The organism is Paenibacillus sp. FSL H8-0332 (assembly GCF_037963835.1).
GTDB lineage: Bacteria > Bacillota > Bacilli > Paenibacillales > Paenibacillaceae > Paenibacillus_AQ > Paenibacillus_AQ rhizoplanae.
In genome coordinates this window covers 5,971,812-5,988,890 of record NZ_CP150145.1, presented here as the reverse complement: position 1 = coordinate 5,988,890, position 17,079 = coordinate 5,971,812, and the positions used below count along the sequence as shown (strand labels likewise).

The 17,079-nt window shown below is 51.9% G+C and carries 14 protein-coding genes; 7 read left to right on the top strand and 7 right to left on the bottom strand.

Features of this window, described 5'->3' with window-relative positions; all coding sequences use genetic code 11:
* Positions 1–21 precede the first annotated feature (21 nt).
* From NST43_RS25865 to ascB, 4 genes are all read right to left on the bottom strand, one after another.
* On the bottom strand, positions 22–1,440 hold the full coding sequence (locus tag NST43_RS25865) for a HAMP domain-containing sensor histidine kinase (RefSeq protein ID WP_339220193.1): 1,419 nt from the start codon (positions 1,438–1,440) through the stop codon (positions 22–24).
* A 2-nt stretch (positions 1,441–1,442) separates the two neighbouring features.
* The gene (locus tag NST43_RS25860) at positions 1,443–2,129 is read right to left on the bottom strand and encodes a response regulator transcription factor (protein WP_209993253.1); all 687 of its coding nucleotides are present in this window, start codon (positions 2,127–2,129) and stop codon (positions 1,443–1,445) included.
* Between the two features lie 15 nt (positions 2,130–2,144).
* Positions 2,145–3,617, bottom strand: coding sequence for a hypothetical protein (locus tag NST43_RS25855; protein WP_339220191.1), 1,473 nt, complete (start codon positions 3,615–3,617; stop codon positions 2,145–2,147).
* Between the two features lie 550 nt (positions 3,618–4,167).
* Positions 4,168–5,589, bottom strand: a complete 1,422-nt coding sequence (ascB, locus tag NST43_RS25850; RefSeq protein ID WP_339220189.1) for a 6-phospho-beta-glucosidase — start codon at positions 5,587–5,589, stop codon at positions 4,168–4,170.
* 138 nt (positions 5,590–5,727) lie between these two features.
* On the opposite strand from ascB, the gene NST43_RS25845 reads away from it, so the two are divergent.
* A complete protein-coding gene (locus NST43_RS25845) occupies positions 5,728–6,699 on the top strand; it encodes a LacI family DNA-binding transcriptional regulator (protein WP_339220188.1) in 972 nt (323 codons plus the stop codon).
* Positions 6,700–6,982: 283 nt separating this feature from the next.
* On the opposite strand, the gene NST43_RS25840 is transcribed toward NST43_RS25845, so the two are convergent.
* Both NST43_RS25840 and NST43_RS25835 read right to left on the bottom strand, forming a co-directional pair.
* Positions 6,983–7,681, bottom strand: a complete 699-nt coding sequence (locus NST43_RS25840; protein WP_339220186.1) for a DUF6710 family protein — start codon at positions 7,679–7,681, stop codon at positions 6,983–6,985.
* Between the two features lie 161 nt (positions 7,682–7,842).
* On the bottom strand, positions 7,843–8,316 hold the full coding sequence (locus NST43_RS25835; RefSeq protein ID WP_339220185.1) for a DUF2798 domain-containing protein: 474 nt from the start codon (positions 8,314–8,316) through the stop codon (positions 7,843–7,845).
* A gap of 143 nt (positions 8,317–8,459) precedes the next feature.
* On the opposite strand from NST43_RS25835, the gene NST43_RS25830 reads away from it, so the two are divergent.
* The 3 genes from NST43_RS25830 (at position 8,460) to NST43_RS25820 (ending at position 11,909) form a co-directional block, all read left to right on the top strand.
* Positions 8,460–8,876 (top strand): MarR family transcriptional regulator, encoded by a 417-nt coding sequence (locus NST43_RS25830; protein WP_339220184.1) that lies wholly within the window; start codon positions 8,460–8,462, stop codon positions 8,874–8,876.
* A 279-nt stretch (positions 8,877–9,155) separates the two neighbouring features.
* Positions 9,156–10,985, top strand: a complete 1,830-nt coding sequence (locus tag NST43_RS25825; RefSeq protein WP_339225528.1) for an APC family permease — start codon at positions 9,156–9,158, stop codon at positions 10,983–10,985.
* Positions 10,986–11,144: 159 nt separating this feature from the next.
* Positions 11,145–11,909, top strand: coding sequence for a hypothetical protein (locus NST43_RS25820; protein ID WP_339220182.1), 765 nt, complete (start codon positions 11,145–11,147; stop codon positions 11,907–11,909).
* On the opposite strand, the gene NST43_RS25815 is transcribed toward NST43_RS25820, so the two are convergent.
* Positions 11,884–14,223, bottom strand: a complete 2,340-nt coding sequence (locus NST43_RS25815) for an AraC family transcriptional regulator (RefSeq protein ID WP_339220180.1) — start codon at positions 14,221–14,223, stop codon at positions 11,884–11,886. The two genes, NST43_RS25820 and NST43_RS25815, sit on opposite strands and share 26 nt — an antisense overlap.
* A gap of 185 nt (positions 14,224–14,408) precedes the next feature.
* Here NST43_RS25815 and NST43_RS25810 point away from each other — a divergent pair, with 185 nt between their 5' ends.
* From NST43_RS25810 to NST43_RS25800, 3 genes are all read left to right on the top strand, one after another.
* Positions 14,409–15,938 carry an extracellular solute-binding protein gene (locus NST43_RS25810; RefSeq protein WP_339220178.1) on the top strand — a complete coding sequence of 510 codons (1,530 nt, stop codon included), beginning with the start codon at positions 14,409–14,411 and terminating at the stop codon, positions 15,936–15,938.
* Positions 15,939–16,062: 124 nt separating this feature from the next.
* Positions 16,063–16,524 carry a GNAT family N-acetyltransferase gene (locus NST43_RS25805; protein WP_339220176.1) on the top strand — a complete coding sequence of 154 codons (462 nt, stop codon included), beginning with the start codon at positions 16,063–16,065 and terminating at the stop codon, positions 16,522–16,524.
* Between the two features lie 22 nt (positions 16,525–16,546).
* A complete protein-coding gene (locus NST43_RS25800) occupies positions 16,547–17,002 on the top strand; it encodes a GNAT family N-acetyltransferase (RefSeq protein WP_339220175.1) in 456 nt (151 codons plus the stop codon).
* Positions 17,003–17,079: the final 77 nt, after the last annotated feature.

The following is a 17,079-nucleotide window of genomic DNA, read 5'->3' as shown; positions in this document are numbered from 1 at the left end:
CAGGGGGATATGCAGCTAGAGCTACACTGGTGAGGAAAAATGCTGCTCCACCTCGTAACGCGGCAGCTCAACAATTACCGAGGTTCCCTTGGTGAATTCACTCTCGATCCGCAGCTGCCCGTCATGCAGTTCGATAATTTCTTTGCAGATTGCGAGGCCCAGACCGCTGCCGGATTGACGGGAGCGGCCTTTGAAGAATTTGGTGCCAAGCTGCGCCAGATCCGCGGCCTCGATGCCTTCGCCGTTGTCAGCAACGGTGACAATTATCCGCTCGCCTTCCAGCACCGAGGTAAGGCGGATCTCACCCTCCGCAGGGGTGAACTTGAACGCATTATCCAGCAAATTGACAAACACTTGCTTCAACCGGTTAAAATCACCGTCCACCGGCAGCGGCTGATCGGGAAGGTCGGCGTAGAGGCGGATCTGCTTCGTCTGCCCCCGGTATCTGAACTGCAGCAGCAGATCCTCCAGCAGGCCTCTGAGATCATACGGCTGGCGCACAATGCGAATCTCTCCGGCCTGGAATTTGGAGAAGTCGAGCAGATCCTCCACCAGGCCGATCAGCCGGTCCGTCTCCCCGGTCATGACCTCAAGACCCTGGAGCGTCTCCTGCCTATCCGACAAATCACCGACCAGCAGCGTCTCCCCCCAGCCTTTGATGGAGGTAAGCGGGGTCCGCAGCTCATGGGTGACGGAGGAGATGAAATCATATTTGAGCTTCTCGCTCTTGAGGATTTCCTCCGACATATAATTCAGCGTTACCGCAAGGGTGCCGACTTCATCGTCATATCGCCTCTCTGCCCGGACGGCAAAATTACCGGTGGCCATTTCCTTGGCGACACCGGTCAGTTGCTGGATCGGCCCGACGATCCGTTTGGCGATAATCAGGCTGAGCATGAAGCCGAATCCAATGACGAGCAGGCCGATGAAGGCTGCATTGAGCGCGATTTTGACAATAACGTGATATAAGGGCTCTGCCGAAACCGAGTAGCGCAGCAAGCCGATCGTGCTCCCCGACTCCTTCAGTGCAATAGAAACTGCCATAATTCGTTCCCCGTTCACCGGCTTGAGGCTCTGAAAGTTTCCTTTGCCGCTGGTCAGGGCTGCTCTCACATCAGGGGTACTCACCTGCTCTGTACTGGAGAAGCCGAAGGAATTAATGACCACGTGCCCAGCTGGACTCAGCACTTCCACCTTACTGCTCTCCTCAGGGGAGAGATTCTCCAGAATATAACGCGCCCGCTCATTCAAGCTATAACTCTCCAGATACTTATTGAAAAAGGTCGCTGAAGTCGTAGCCCTTGTATTCAATGTCTCCATCGCACTGCCCAGATAATAATAGTGGACAGCAGCGATGAACACTCCCTCCAGCAGCAGCACGATCAGGAGCAGCATAAGGGTAATATAGACGATAAGCCTGGACCTGATTCCCTTCAGCACGATTAGCCCCTCCAAATATATCCGAATCCCCACACCGTCTCAAGGAACTGCGGCCCGGAGGACTCCTGTCCGATCTTCTGGCGGATTCGGCTGATATTCACATCTACAATTTTAAGATCTCCCATGAAATACTGCCCCCATACGGCTGTCAGAATATCGTCCCGGTTCATGGCCTTGTTCGGCTGCTCCATAAGTAGCTTAACGATCATAAACTCGGTTGGGGTCAGCGGGATATCCTGTCCGTCCTTCAATAATTTCCGTTCATCCAGCATTAGAGTAAAAGGTGGAAGCTCGATGAGATTCTCCTGCGGCAGCGCTTCTCCCGGATACATCCGGCGGTAAAGTGAGCGCACCCGGGCGACCAGCTCCACTGGACTGAAGGGCTTGACCACATAGTCGTCTGCGCCGGATTCCAGGCCCATGACCTTGTCGATTTCCTGGCTTTTGGCGGTGAGCATAATGATTCCCAGCCGGGGGAACTGTGTCCGCAGAAGGGTACACACCTCGAACCCGCTGAGTCCGGGCAGCATCAGGTCGAGAATCGCAATATCGAAATCCCTCTGCTCCCTGGCAATCCTCAGCGCCTCTTCACCGGTGGAAGCCTCCGCGATCTCGAAGCCTGCCCGCTTAAGGTTGATGCACAGCAGATCACGGATCGGCTTCTCATCTTCCAGTATCAGCACTTTCATGAACAGCTCTCCTTCTTATTGCCGGGGCTTCTGGGGTGTGCCGGCCAGCTGAACGACTTCATCCAGTGTCAGCTTCAGCAGATAATAATTCTGCTGGTCGGACCCCTGCAGCTTGCCGGCGGCATCCGCTGCGGGCATTACGGCAACGAACAGGGTAGGCTCCGTGTCATTGTTAGAGTTCCCTTGCTCATACAGCAGCTTATACTCTCTATTCTCAGCCTTCAGCTGAACCTCTGCGGCAGCCCAGGCCTTCTTCGTCAGCAGGCGAAGCTCCAGCAGCGGAGCCTTCACAGCAGACCCGGCATTCTTATAGCTGAACTGGAGCTTCTCCCAGGGCTGGGGTGATTCTCCCGGAACCTCGAGCAGAGTCTGGCCCGCCCAGGACTTGGGAATACGGAAGTTGAAGCCCCAGCGGTCGAACTGCTCCTGCACGAAGGTCAGGCCGGACTGTCCGTCCCACTGATAATATTTGGTGATGAATGGGGTCGCCAGGGGAGCCATGTTCTTCGTACCGGCTGGCGGCACCAGGAAGCCGAATTCCAAGATCCCGTCATTATTCACATCCAGGCTGGACTGCGGGTAGTCCTTAATTGCAATACTGCTGCTGCCAAGCAGGTCAGGAGAGACGGCTGGCGGAGACAGCACCAGATCCTTGCTTGCAGCGAGCGCGGTACGCTGATAATCATCTGTTGCCAGTATATCAGTAAATCTGTCTTTTTCCCAAGTTAGCAATGAAGTATAAGAAGCATGTGCGCCAATGGCGGCATCTATGACGATTGCGTCCCGTGTAGGGGACGCCTTGCCGAACTGGGCCTCGATCACATTACCGTCCAGCTTCTGGTCGGATAAGGTCTGCAGCTTACCTTCCTTGAGCCGTAGCAACAGGAGATGGGTCTCACGTAAATTATCTGTGGTGTAGGTGCTCTGAAGCAAGGTAATGTCGGTATGCCCGCTCCCGGTCAGGTCGCCAAGAACCAGCTGGTCATAAGGCTGCTTAAGCAGCTCGGCCAGCTGGCCGCCGCTTAGGCTGTAGACCGCCAGCTCTTTGCTTAATCCCTCCCCGCCGCCGTATCCGAGCAGCAGCTCCTGCGCTCCGTCACCGGTAACATCTGTGAAGGACACTTCGTTCAATTCGCTGCCCACCCCGGTAAGGTTAGCCAGCTTGGTCCACTTGCCGTCCTGCTGCGAGAGTAGGAGGGTGTTAATCTCATAATCGGTTTTGTCTGTCTTGTAGAAGGCGAGGAGCTCCTCCTGCCCGTCCTTGTCCAGATCCTGTAATTGAATCGCACTGCCGGATTCTGAATGGATCGGTACCGTTAAATGCGCGTTGGCCGGTAGAAAGGATTTGACGATTCCGGTAAGATTGCCGTCGCTATTCCCCTGTGATGGGGCTTGAAGCAGATCGCTCGGTGTCTTCATGGTGCCACAGCCGGAGGCGATCAGGCTAAAGAATAAGAGGCTGCTGAGGCCGAAGGTATATTTGTTCATTCCAGTTACGCTCCTTAGGATTCATCTGTGGCTAGTATATCCTAACCTTTTGGGCAATTAGTTTCAAAATGGTAAAGGAGCTGACTGAAGATATTAATATGAGATGGAATACGAGATGGAATATGAGATGAAATGGTAGTAACGCAAAGCTTAAACTCGTCGCTGCGGTGAACATTTGGACTTCCGGCCGCTGTTATGTTTGGATTTCCTGATTGAACCCGCTGGGCGCGGTAGAAATCCAAACATAAAGGCGGTCGCTATCGCTCCTACAGTTCCAAATTTCCCCTCCGCTCCTTTCCGCTTTTAGTTAATGGCTTATTCAACTGAAATTGATATCTTCAGTTATCGGGGGGAGGGGCAGGCCAAGATCGGCGGAATGGGTCGTTGCCGCTACCGTTCCTACAGTCTAATCCAGGCTGGGCAACATGGGTCTTGCAGCCTATATCTGAAGCCATGAAGAACGCAAGATGTTATCTTTCCCTATGAAAAAAAGGCTGTCCCCATCAGCCTTTTTGAGGCTTTTCGGGACAACCTGTGATGTCTGGTTATTCTATTCGCCTGAGCGCCGCAGGCTCTGTCCGTTGGTAGCAATAACATCCTTGTACCAGTGGAAGGATTTCTTTCGGTAGCGCTCCAGTGTTCCTGTATTGTCATCGTGGCGGTCTACGTAGATGAAGCCGTAACGTTTACTTAGCTCAGCAGTTGACGCACTGACCAGGTCAATACAGCCCCAAGAGGTGTAGCCCATGACTTCAACGCCGTCCTCGATGGCTTCGCCCACCTGCACCAGATGGTCATTCAGGTACCCAATCCGGTAGTCGTCATTAACAGTCGGCACGCCGTCTTCGCCGGTAATCAGCTCATCCTTGGCCCCGAGTCCATTTTCCACAATAAACAGCGGCTTCTGGTAACGGTCATAGAACATATTGAGCACATAACGCAGACCCTGCGGGTCAATCTGCCAGCCCCATTCGGAGGCCTTCAGATATGGATTGGGTGCGCCGCCGATCAGGTTGCCTTCCTGGGTACGTTTGCTGCTGTCACCGGTCTCACAGATGCTCACATAGTAGCTGAACGAGATAAAGTCAACGGTATGCTTGAGAATATCCGCATCTCCAGGCTCCATGTGAATCTCAATGCCGTGTTCTCTGAAGTAACGTTTCATATAGCCAGGGTACACGCCTCTTGCATGCACATCCCCGAAGAAATAGTTCATATGCTCTGACTTCATTGCCGCAATGACATCGTCCGGGTTAGGCGTGAGTGGATACGTTGGCATACTGAGAATCATACAGCCGATCTGGGCCTGCGGGTTGATCTCATGTCCGATTTTGACCGCTGTAGCACTTGCTACAAGTTCGTGATGAATCGCCTGATACAGATCCTGCTTGCTCAGCTTGTCCTTCGGTGTGTAAATTCCGCCGCTCATGAAGGGTTCGTGCAGAATCGAGTTGATCTCGTTGAAGGTCAGCCAATACTTAACTTTATCCTTGTAGCGGGTGAATACCGTTCTGGCATACCGTTCGTAGAAGCCGACTAATTTGCGGTTAACCCAGCCGTCATACTGCTTCGACAAGTGCAGCGGAGTCTCGTAGTGGGAGAGGGTCACCAGCGGCTCAATGCCGTATTTGTGACATTCATCGAACAGGTCATCATAGAATTGCAGGCCTTGCTCATTCGGCTCCAGCTCATCCCCGTTCGGGAAGATCCGCGACCAGGCGATGGAGGTTCGGAAGACCTTGAAGCCCATTTCGGCAAAAAGCTTAACATCTTCTTTGTACCGGTGGTAAAAGTCGATCCCGACCAGCTTCATATTATCCTCGGTAGGCACCTCGGTGATCGGACCCTTGATTCCTTGCGGAGCTACGTCTTGGGTGGAGAGGCCTTTGCCGTCCTCGTTATATGCGCCTTCCAATTGATTGGCAGCTACTGCGCCGCCCCACAGGAAGCCTTCAGGAAATGGAGTACTCATGGATTATCCCGCCTTTTTTATAGTTATGATCAGATATGGTAAGCTATTAATATGTCCCATAATTCCATGCTAAATGTTGTAACGCGTTACATGTCAAGTATTATTTAAAAGATGAGAATTTATGTAAGGAGTGCCATCATGTCGAATCTGGATCAAATCGCCAAATTGTCGGGATTCTCCAAGGCTACGGTATCAAGAGTACTGAATCGTTCTCCCCATGTAAGTCAGGCGACGCGGGAGAGCATCCTGAAGATTATGGAAGAGCTGGACTACGTGCCGAACGGCAATGCCATTTCCTTGTCCAGAGGAGAGACGATGCAGATTGGGATGGTTACGGAGGGGATCAATGAGGTGATGCTGCCTTTTCTGAACAGCTTCGTGGAGACCGCCAGCCAGCACGGATATCAGACAATCATCTATACCTCCGGGGGCGATCCGGCCAAAGAGCTGCAAGCCTTCGAGGATATGCGCCGTAAAAGAGTCGATGCGCTGGTGATCAGCACCTGCGTCAATGATCAGGCACTCCTTGGCTCCTACTGCAAATACGGGCCGATTGTCTCCTGGCAGCGGATGGAGCTTCCGGAGATTCAGAGTGTCGCCATGAATCAATATGACGGGTACATGCTGGGACTTGAGCATGTGATCGGACAGGGTTATACGCGGATTGCCAATGCTTGGGGCAGGCCGACCAGTATGAATACCTCCGGGCGGATACAGGCGTATAGGGATGCTACCCGCAAATATCATCTGGAGGTGAACCCGGAATGGTCGCAGACGGGCATCTACTCCATCCGGCAAGGTGAGGAGCTGATCCGGGAGCTGCTGCTGAGTCCAGGAGGGCATCCAAACGCCATCCTCTGCGCCAATGATATGGTGGCGGCAGGTATACTGAGCGAGGCCCGCAGGCTTAAGGTGAAGGTGCCGGAGGAACTGGCGATTGTCGGATTCGACAATACGGAGCTGTCCCATACGCTGGGGATCACCTCGATTGATAATCCGATTGCCGCGCAGGCACAGAATGCGCTCTATTTGATTATCAGCAAGCTGGGGGGAAAAGAGACCGGGCAGCAGGAGCTTGAATTCCAGCTCGTACAGAGAGCTACTACTTGAATAAGCCGTGAACCGTCCAATTTGGGCGGGTTCGCGGCTTTTTGAGTTGCTCATGCTGAAAGCAAGTTTGCGTTGTCTCCGCCGTAAGTGGGCGGGACGAGGAAAGGAGGAGCAAAAGTGCACCTGAATCCGCCAGAAGTCGGCGGGACGAGCAAACGAGAGGAATAAATCCCTCTGAATCCGCGAAGCGGGGTGCCTCGTAAAACAGACAAAGGGCCATACCAAGCAGCCATTTACGGCACTTGGCATAGCCCTCGTTCAAGTTGAACTCCCCGCAGGAGCTTCAGAAAATAATCTTCTGCGCCGCCATGATCCGGCCGATCTCAAAGATGGCGGCGCATTCCACGAAATGAACCTCGGAGATGATCGAATGGTCATGCGTTCTGTAGTAATACCTGCCGTCGGTATACACGTGATCATAGATGAGGCTGATGTCATACACCGAGGTGGGGTAGAGCTCCCCTTCGCCCTTGGCGATCCCCGCCGTGATAGAATGATGTCCTGAGCCTTCCACGAAGGAGATGCCAAGAGGGAGCCAGAGGGTAACCTGATGATCCTTATCCTGCCGCCAGCTTCCGTTCAGGGTACCTTCACCGATACGGATCAGACTGTCGCGCAGCTTGCGGGGAATCCAGGGGGAGGGGAAGACCAGATCACGTGCCAGGTTGATGATTCTGCTGCTGTTGTCAATCTGCCGCATCAGGAAGTGGAAGCTCCGTCCGTCCAGCGTAACCTCGGCCCATTCATCAAAGAACAGGTTGTCCGAGAACATCCGCTCCATCTGATCGACCTCCCCATAGAGCGCGGGCGTCAGCATGAGCTGGCTCTGAATACGCCTACCTATCAGCCTTATGAAGTCCACGATCGGGTGGGTCTCCGGCTGGAAATAACCATAATTGATATCGTAATAAAAGCCGAGATTCTCATTGATTAAATCCTTGGCGAACGCCATGAGATTATCGAATTCTTGTTTCATCGTCATGCAAAAGCTGCTCCTTCAACCATATGATAATGTGCTTATCATATTACGTGCTATGCTCCCCTGTCTGTGATGAAAACAGCAGGTAAAGATTGGTTTAGCCTGCTGAACACCCTTTTTGGTATGGCGGGAACGCGGAGAACGGGTTTCAGCCAACCTTAACCTTAGACGCCCGGTGCTGCCGTACGGACCGGAAACATCCGGCTGAACAGGAAGCGGGTCAGCGGACCGGCCACCAGCAGCTGTAGCGGCAGGGCGCAGATGAAATTAAGCCCCAGGATGGAGAAGTAATGACGGAAGAAGTTGTCCCCGAATCCGAAGTGTGCTAGTGTGCCGTATAGAGACATGAGGATGACCATACCGCAGACCATGAAGCACGAGATCGTCAGCACTTTGCGGATCTGGGGCGCAGAAGGCTTCACTATTTTGAAGGCCAGCCCTTTGGCAACTCTGCCAACCACCACAATATCACAGAACAGGGCCACGGCAAGTGCCGGGAGCAAGCCCACAGCCACATCCATGAACAGCCTGCTGTTGAATCCGTTAGCTATAATCACATTGTAAAAAGACATAAAGACAACCATGCAAAAACACATCATACTGGTGAAAATTAAAGCTTCTTTTTTGTTACGGCCCATGTTTCCGAACTCCCTTAAATGTAAGTTTGTCAAACTTCACTTATAGTAGCAGTGGGATGGATTAATGTCAACCTAGTTGACAATTTGGACGACAGGGATTGTCGTTAAGACAGAACTGCATTTCTATCATGGAGGTTTTGTAGATGAATGAGTACATAAGCGGGTTGAATCTGGTCGATATGATCAGCGAAAAGCATAAGGTGCTGCGGGACAAGGTAAACCAGATGAGCGGCGAGCCGCTGAATAAGACGGAGACGCATATTCTGGCGATGCTGGAGCAGCACGGCGTTCTGTCCATTTCGGAGATCAGCAGGCTGATCAGCATTTCCCGCCAGGGCACGCAAAAGACGATCAACAATCTGCTGGCCGAAGGTTACGTAGATACTGCTGCTAAGGAAGGGAACAGCCGGGACAAGCCTATCGTGCTCACTGCGAAGGGGACAGCGGCTTGCCGGAGTATGCTGGAGATCAAGCAGAATATTGAGGCCGAAATCACGGCCCGGATCGGCAGGGAGCAGGTGGAGCTGCTGCGTACGCTGCTTACTCAGGACTGGCTCTGAGACATCCTGAAAATGGCTGAATATAGCAAAAAAAGCTGAAATAAGCAAACGGGACGAAGTGGAAAGCCTGCTTGGTCCCTTTTGCTGTGTCTTTCGGCGAATTTCATTTGTTATTCATTGTTTGGGGTTTGTCTAGGATATCTGCATATATACAGATGGTGATAAAAGAATTAATGTAGTATCGAACGGCAGCAAAAATAGTGTCTGTATCCAAATATAGGTCCAGATTTTATTTGTGCAACAGGGGTAATATAACAATAAAAAAGTCGGTGAGTGATGATGATGTCTTCGGTAAAAAGGTTCCTGATCGGACGGCCGCTGAAGTCCGATCAGCTGGGAGAACAGAAGCTTAACAAAACCAAGGCCTTAGCCATTCTGTCCTCGGATGCCTTGTCCTCTGTGGCTTATGGCCCGGAGCAGATTCTGCTGGTGCTGATCACGATTAGTACAGCCGCGTTCTGGTACTCTATACCTATTGCAGGCGGGGTATTGGTGCTGCTGCTGGCCCTGATACTCTCCTATAGGCAGATCATCTTCGCCTATCCCCAGGGCGGCGGGGCTTATGTCGTATCCAAGGAGAATCTGGGTAAATATCCGGGTCTGATTGCCGGGGGCTCCTTGCTCGTCGATTATATTCTAACCGTAGCGGTCAGTGTCTCTGCGGGAACGGATGCGATCACTTCAGCTTTTCCGAGCCTGCATCCTTATAATGTGATAATTGCCATCATCTTCGTACTGCTGATCACGACACTCAATCTGCGCGGGGTCACCGAGTCGGCATCCTTCCTGGCGTATCCGGTCTATCTGTTCGTCCTGGCGATGTTCATTATGATCGGTCTGGGCCTGTTCAATGTGCTGACCGGAAGAGTACCGGCGGAGCTTCACACCTCACTGGGAACACCGGTGGCCGGAATCAGCCTGTTCCTGCTGCTGCGGGCGTTCTCCTCGGGCAGCTCGGCGCTGACGGGGGTGGAGGCCATATCGAATGCGATCCCCAATTTCAAGGCGCCGGCACCGAATAATGCAGCTAAAACCTTGGCGGCGATGGGGATTCTGCTCGCGCTGTTATTCTCAGGCATCGTCTTCCTGGCGTATTATTACGGCATTGCTCCGCGTGAACAGGTCACGGTGGTATCCGATATTGCCGAGCATGTCTTTGGCCGCAACTTCATGTATTATGTCGTGCAGGGAACGACAGCCTTAATTCTGGTTCTGGCGGCGAACACCGGATATTCCGCATTTCCGCTGCTCGCTGTGAATCTGGCGAAGGATAAATTCATTCCCCGGATGTTCACCGTGCGCGGAGACCGGCTGGGGTACTCGAACGGCATTCTCAGCCTGGGCATCTTGTCGATCATCCTGATCATTGCCTTTGAGGGGCGGACGGAGCATCTCATTCCGCTGTATGCAGTCGGGGTCTTCATCCCGTTCACCCTGTCGCAGACAGGCATGATCGTCAAATGGCTCCGGCACAAGCCGGAGGGCTGGCTGCCTAAGCTGATCATCAATGCAATCGGGGCGCTGATCAGCTTCATTGTCACGATGATGTTCTTCCTGACCAAATTCACGCAGGTCTGGCCGGTCCTGGTCTTCCTGCCGCTGATTATCCTGTTCTTCTACCGCATCTACAAGCATTATGAATCGGTCGCCGATCAATTGCGGGTAGCCACCTGCGGGGAGCCGCCGCTTGCGATTGAAGGGAATATCATCATCCTGCCGGTAGCAGGGATTACCCATGTGGTGGAGAATTCCTTGCGGTATGCCAAGTCGCTGAGTGCGCAGCAGATTATCGCCGTCCACATCCCGTTCGAGCGGGAGGATGACGCTATTTTCGAAGAAAAGTGGAAGAAATTCCATCCTGAAGTACGGCTGGTAACGCTGTATTCACCTTACCGCAGCATCATTCATCCATTGACCAAGTTCATTGATACGGTTCAGCGCAAGGCCAGCGAGTCGAATTATCAGGTTACCGTCATCGTCCCTCAATTCATACCGAAGAAGGGCTGGCATAACATCCTGCATAACCAGTCCAGTCTGCTGATCCGCGCGCATCTGCTGTACCGGCGCAATGTAATTATTACTACCGTCCCTTATCATTTGAAAAAATAACAAGATTATGCGCAGGGAAGCCTCCAGCTTACGGATATCCGCAGGCTGGGGGCTTTCTGTACCTCCCCGCCATGTGATAAGCTTGACTCCATAAGCGCAGATTTGCTTCTGCAAGGTTCGGTTAGGCAATACAACAGTCAGCGGATGGAGGGACAGAGGTTGAAGAAACGCAGGTTGAACGGGAATAGAATCAAGGCAATACTGATTATGCTTATGCTTGTCCTGCTGCTTACAGGCTGTGCGCAAGGCACGGCCCATGTGACCGTGAAGAAGGACGGCTCACTGGATCTGGCCTTCAGTCTTATGCTGGATGCCCGGGCAGAGAAGCTGGTCAGCGGCAAGGTGGAGGAGCTTCTGACCACCCGGCTGGCGGCCGCAGGCATAGAGCTGAAGAAGACGGCAAGCGGCAAATCAACGGAATATCAATTTCATAAATCGTATGCTTCAATGGAGGAGCTGAAGAACAGCAGCAGTGGCATAGATATTGTGGAGGCTGAGGTGGGACAGACGGACAGGTGGCTGTATACCAAATACGATGTGGTTGCCCAGCCTAAGCTGAATGCCTACTCTGATGAGATTATCGACGGCATCGGCAGCTTGAATGTCCCTAAGTCCCTGGTGCGGCTGCTGATGGGCAGCTTCTCCGTCGATTTCAAATTAACGATTCCCTATGATCTATACGGGGCTAATAATGCGGCCGAGCAAGACGGCAACACGTTAACCTGGCATGTGTCCCTTGCGGATTCCGAGCCGATTCAGCTGGTAGTCTATGTACCAGATATCAGGAATATTGCGATTACTGCAGGCGGCATCTTGCTTATTCTGACCGTACTTCTTACATGGTTTATCAGAAAAAGAAAGCTGAAGAGGCTCAAGGCCCCGCCTGAAGCCACGGCGCCTACTCATCGTCCGGGACCGCTCTAAGCTTTGTATGGAAGCTGTCACGGTATTGGCCGGGGGTCATCCCCTCCTGCTTACGGAAGGAACGGATGAAGTTCTGTGAATTGTTGTATCTCAGGCGGGAGGCGATATCCTTCACGGGCATATCGGTCTCCTCCAGCCATTTTTTGGCCATTTTGAACCGGTACATGATCAGGTAATCACTGAAATAATACTGCGTTTCCTTGCGGAATACACTGCTGATGTAGTTCGCGTTATAATGCAGCCGGGAAGCACACTCCTCCAGCGTCAAATCCTGGTCATACTCATGCTGGACGATGTCGATCAGCTTCTCGGAGATATTATGATACTGGGCGTTCTGCCTGCTGTGGAAGATGACGATGACCGGCTGGATCACAATGGTCCAGAACCAGTCCTCAATCTCAGCCACGATATGCAGATCGGTCAGCTCCTCGAACAGGGAACCGCTCGCGTGGTAGATCTGATTCAGCGTAATTCCCGATTCCTGCATCATAATGAGCGTATTGTTCAGCAGCCGGGTCAGCGGAATCTGATATTCCTGCGGCGAGAGTCCCAGCGCAAAAATACACTTAAACAGCTTATGCAGCAGCTCCTTCGCCTTATCGCTGTCAGCCAGCTTGATGGCATCCATCAGGTCATTTTCCGTGTGGGTCGGGTAGTTCAAATTGAGATAATGTTTGCCAGAGTTAAGGTTCTCGTACTGGATGATGATGCCTTTGCCCAGGGTAATCCGGTGCTTCAGGGCTTCCAGACTTTCCCTGTAGGCAATGGACATTTTGTCAAACGAATGAAACGGCAGGCTCAGCCCAATGCTGACCTGCAGCTTCAGGACCTCGTTAATCTCCTGCTGGAGCTTCTCCGTAAGCGCATAGAGCATCCGGTGAAAAGCTTCCGTTCCCTCATCCTCACTGCCGATGACAACCGCCAGCGCATGACCCATCAACACAGGGGTTAGCCTGTGCTGCACAGAGACCAGCTCCTGAGTCATATTATGAGCTGCGAATAACAGCAGATTGAGGTCCTTTTTCTCATAGCTGTTCTCCTCGGAGAAGTCGATGCTCAGCGTAATGACAGCCATCGTCTTCCACTCCTTGACTTGCTTGCCGTACCCGTATTGCTCCAGCTCCTCCATCAGCTCGCGTCTTCTCAGATTGCCTCCGAACGCCTGAATCAGAAAGAAGGTCCGCACCTGCCCGAGATGCTGGCTAACCTCCTTCTCCAGTTGTGACTTCGATTGGAACAGGGAATGCACCTGCTCGCCGATGAGCTGGAATTCATCCGTACGCCCTGCCCGCAGACCGGGACGGCGCAGTCCAATCTGAGTGAGCAGCCGTTCGATAGGTGTGTACATGCGCCGGGAGCCCAGCCAGGCCAGCAGCACAGACAACAGCAGCATGAACGTGCAGACGAATACCGTGTAGGTGCCGATTTTGCCGGATTCGCGGGTCAGACTCTTGATGGAGGTGGCCGACAAATAGATCCAGCCGTTCAACTGGGAACGCATATAGGTGATCGAGTAATCGGCTTCATTAAGCTTGATCTTGAATTGTCCCGATGGCTCGGCGGCAGCGGCGATCTGCTCGAAGCCCGTGAATCCGGCCGCTGCGGCAGGCTCTCCGATCAGATTGCGGTCCGGATGCAGCAGAATCCGTCCGCTTTTATCCAGCACCATAATACTGTCCAGCGGCTGCATATCGGGATTAATGAAGTCCTGAAGACTGCAGGCGGGAATATTGGCCAGAGCCAGTCCGTATTTCTGCAGCTTGGTCGTGGGCAGCTTCTTAATCAGACTGATGCTGTACTTGCAGCCGGTCACGTTAATGCTCTCTTCGCTGTAGAACAGGGAGGAGGGGTTCAGCACCCAGGAGGAGGAGCCTTCCACATTCAGCAGATTCGTGAGCTGCTCGTAATTGCGGTATTCATTCAGCCGGTAGAGCCCGGAGTTCTTGATCATCCAGTTCTGGCGCTGATTGAGCAGGATGACATCTTCCAGCCGCGTATCGAAGGACTGCATATTACGGATCTCATTGCGGATGTCGTTATATAAAATGAAATCGTTTTCATTCAGCGGATTGTTCAGCGCCTTCTTCAGCACCGAAGAGTTCACGACCTGGTTCAAGGTGTGGTTGACAGTATTCAGCTTATGCTCTACATTTGAGGTGATTTGTAAAATGAGTTCCTTTTTGCTTTCGTTAACATTTTTTTGAATTTCGCTGGAGGATGTGAAATAGGAGAACGAGCCAATGAACAGCACCGGCAGGATGCTGATGGCGAACGCGAACATAGTTAATTTACTGAGAAAGCTAAGCTGTTTCAACAGCGTTCAGCACCTTTGCATGAAATATGGAAATCACTGTCTTAAGTGTATGCATCACGAAGGATAATAACAATAATCATCTGGTGTCGCAATAATCATTTTCTCTAATCATTCATACATAAGCTACATTATTCAATAGATAGGCTTCTAAGGCAGATAAATATTACGCTTCAGGGGGTTATGGAATGTTCAACCGGTTAACGGGCAGGAAGAAAGCTCTTGCAGGGTGCTTCATCCTATTCTTATCGTTCATGATGTTAAGCGCTTGCAGCGGGGATAAGTCTGGGCGTTCCGATTCAGCGGGTGTACCGGCACCGATCTCGATTCTGGCACCGCTGCATTTTCCGCAGACGCCTTCAGCGGAGCTGATCGCCGAGATTGAGAGACTGACCGGGACTCAGCTTGATATTACCTGGGTGCCGGAGGGCGTCTACACGGACAAAATGAATACCGCACTGACCACCGGCTCCCTCGGCAAAGTAACGTTCGTGAAATTCACCGATTATAATCCGGTCAAGAATATGATCCGCTCGGGCGCTTTTTGGGAGATTGGTCCCTATCTGGCAGAATTTCCGAATCTCAGTCAGTTGAATGCGGCGATTCTTAAGCAGACCTCGGTGGACGGAGGAATCTATGGCCTGTATACCGAAAGGCCGGCTTCCCGGCAGGGCATTATTATCCGCAAGGACTGGCTGGATAAGCTGCAACTCAGTCCCCCCGGAACGCTGGAGGAGCTGTATGAGGTGATGGAGCAATTCACCATCAATGACCCGGACGGCAACGGCAAGGCAGACACCCTTGGACTGGTGGACCGCAACGATCTGGTGTACGGGGTATTCAAGACGTTAAGCTCCTATTTCGGCACGCCGAATAACTGGAAAATCGAAGATGGACAGTTCATCCCGGAATTCGCCACCCCTGAATATATGGACACGATGAACTTCATGCGCAAATTATACAAGGAGGGGATCATTAACCAGGATTTCGCCCTGACCAGCAAGGAAGTGCAGCGGGACAAATTCATCCGGGGAACGGCCGGGATCTTCATCGGGAGCATGACGGATGTGCAGCGGCTCTCTATTGAGGCCAAGGCGATCAACCCCAAGGCAGAGCTGACGCTGATTAACCGGATTAAAGGGCCGGACGGATATAAGGTATGGTCCATACCCAAGTACAACGGCTTGTACCTCTTTTCACGTAAAGCCATTGCTACCGAGCAGGAGCTGAAGCAGGTGCTGGGATTCTTCGACCGCACGATGGATGAGGATGTAGCCAACCTGATGGCTTACGGCTTCGAGGGCCGCCACTATAAGCTGGATGTATACGGCAAAGTGATTCTTCCGGAAGAAACGTCCCAGCTGCGGGTGTATGAGGTCAATCCGCTCAATTCCCTTATGATCGCTGATGTAGGCAATACCCATATCAAGGAGGTCGCACAAAAGGAGCAGCTCACCGCCCTGGCCGACCAGCTCAGCCGGGATAACGAGCAGTTTCTGGTCGATGACCCCACCGTGTCACTCACCTCGCCGACCTATGACGAGAAGAACGCCGAGCTGTCTGCCATCATCGTGGATGCCACCTACAATTATATTCTCGGTAATATCGACGCCGCCGGCTTCGCCGGAGAGGTTGAGAAATGGAAGACCAGCGGCGGCAGCCTGATTATTCAGGAGTATGGGGAGGCGGGGGCGAAGGCGCGGGGGTTGGAGGAGTGAGGGATACAGGGGCAGAGACGGAATTACGGCCAACTCAGAGATAACCCGCTCCATGTTCGCTTACAACTTCTAAATTGTGGTAAGATAAGGGTTATTCTAACTTTCTGGATTATAAGGAGAAAACATGAAACCAATCGTTATCCAACCTGTCAACGCCCAGAATTGGGAAGAAGCTCTAGAGATATCTGTCTGTAAAGAGCATAGGCACTTCGTTCCTTCAGTGATGGAGTCGCTAGCATATGCCTATATCAAGCCGTGGGATGAAGCGTTAGATCCGTATATTCTGTCCATTGATGGCGAAATTATCGGATTCTTCTATCTTTCATTTACTCCCGGAAGCTCAGATAATTACTGGATTGGCGGGTTTCAGATTGACCACAGGCACCAACGAAAAGGCTACGGGAAACAAGCAATGATAGAAATCATTAAGTTCATTAAAGAAGTTCATCCGAAGTGCAGCCTAATATCCTTAACGGTGGAACAAGAGAATTCAGTAGCACAGAAGCTGTATGAAGGATTAGGATTCACCAGCGAGCAGCGCTTGAACCAGGATGGGGAGATCATCTATACCATTCAGCTTGGCTGAAGATCAATTCATAATGAAGGTTGTGAACACTTTGACTATTGTTGAATTACATAAGATTACCCCCGAGCTGGAACACGAATGCACTCAATTGAGCGTGAGCACGGAGCAGTTGGACTTGGTTGCAAGTAATGCAGAGTCCCTTGTACATGCGGTAAATGAGCCTACCTCTGTACCCTACGGCATTTTTGCTGAAGGAACGATGGTCGGATTTATCCTGTTTGACAATGAGAGATATACTGACGGTTACTATTGGATTCTGAGATTTATGATTGACGGCAAATTTCAGGGCAAAGGTTATGGGAAATTAGCCATTCAAGAAGTCATTAAGATGCTCAGAGCCTGGGAGGACTGCAAACAGATCAGGGTATCGCATATTCCGCATAATCTAACCGCCAATAAGCTCTATAAGGATGTGGGATTCACCGAGACTGGGGAGTTTGAAGATAACGGGGATATTATATTGGGTTATGTGATGTGAGCATTTTCTTAGGCCTTGAGTGAATCCTCAAGGTCTTTTTTTTGCGTCCGAAACTATGCATTACTCTATTCATGAAA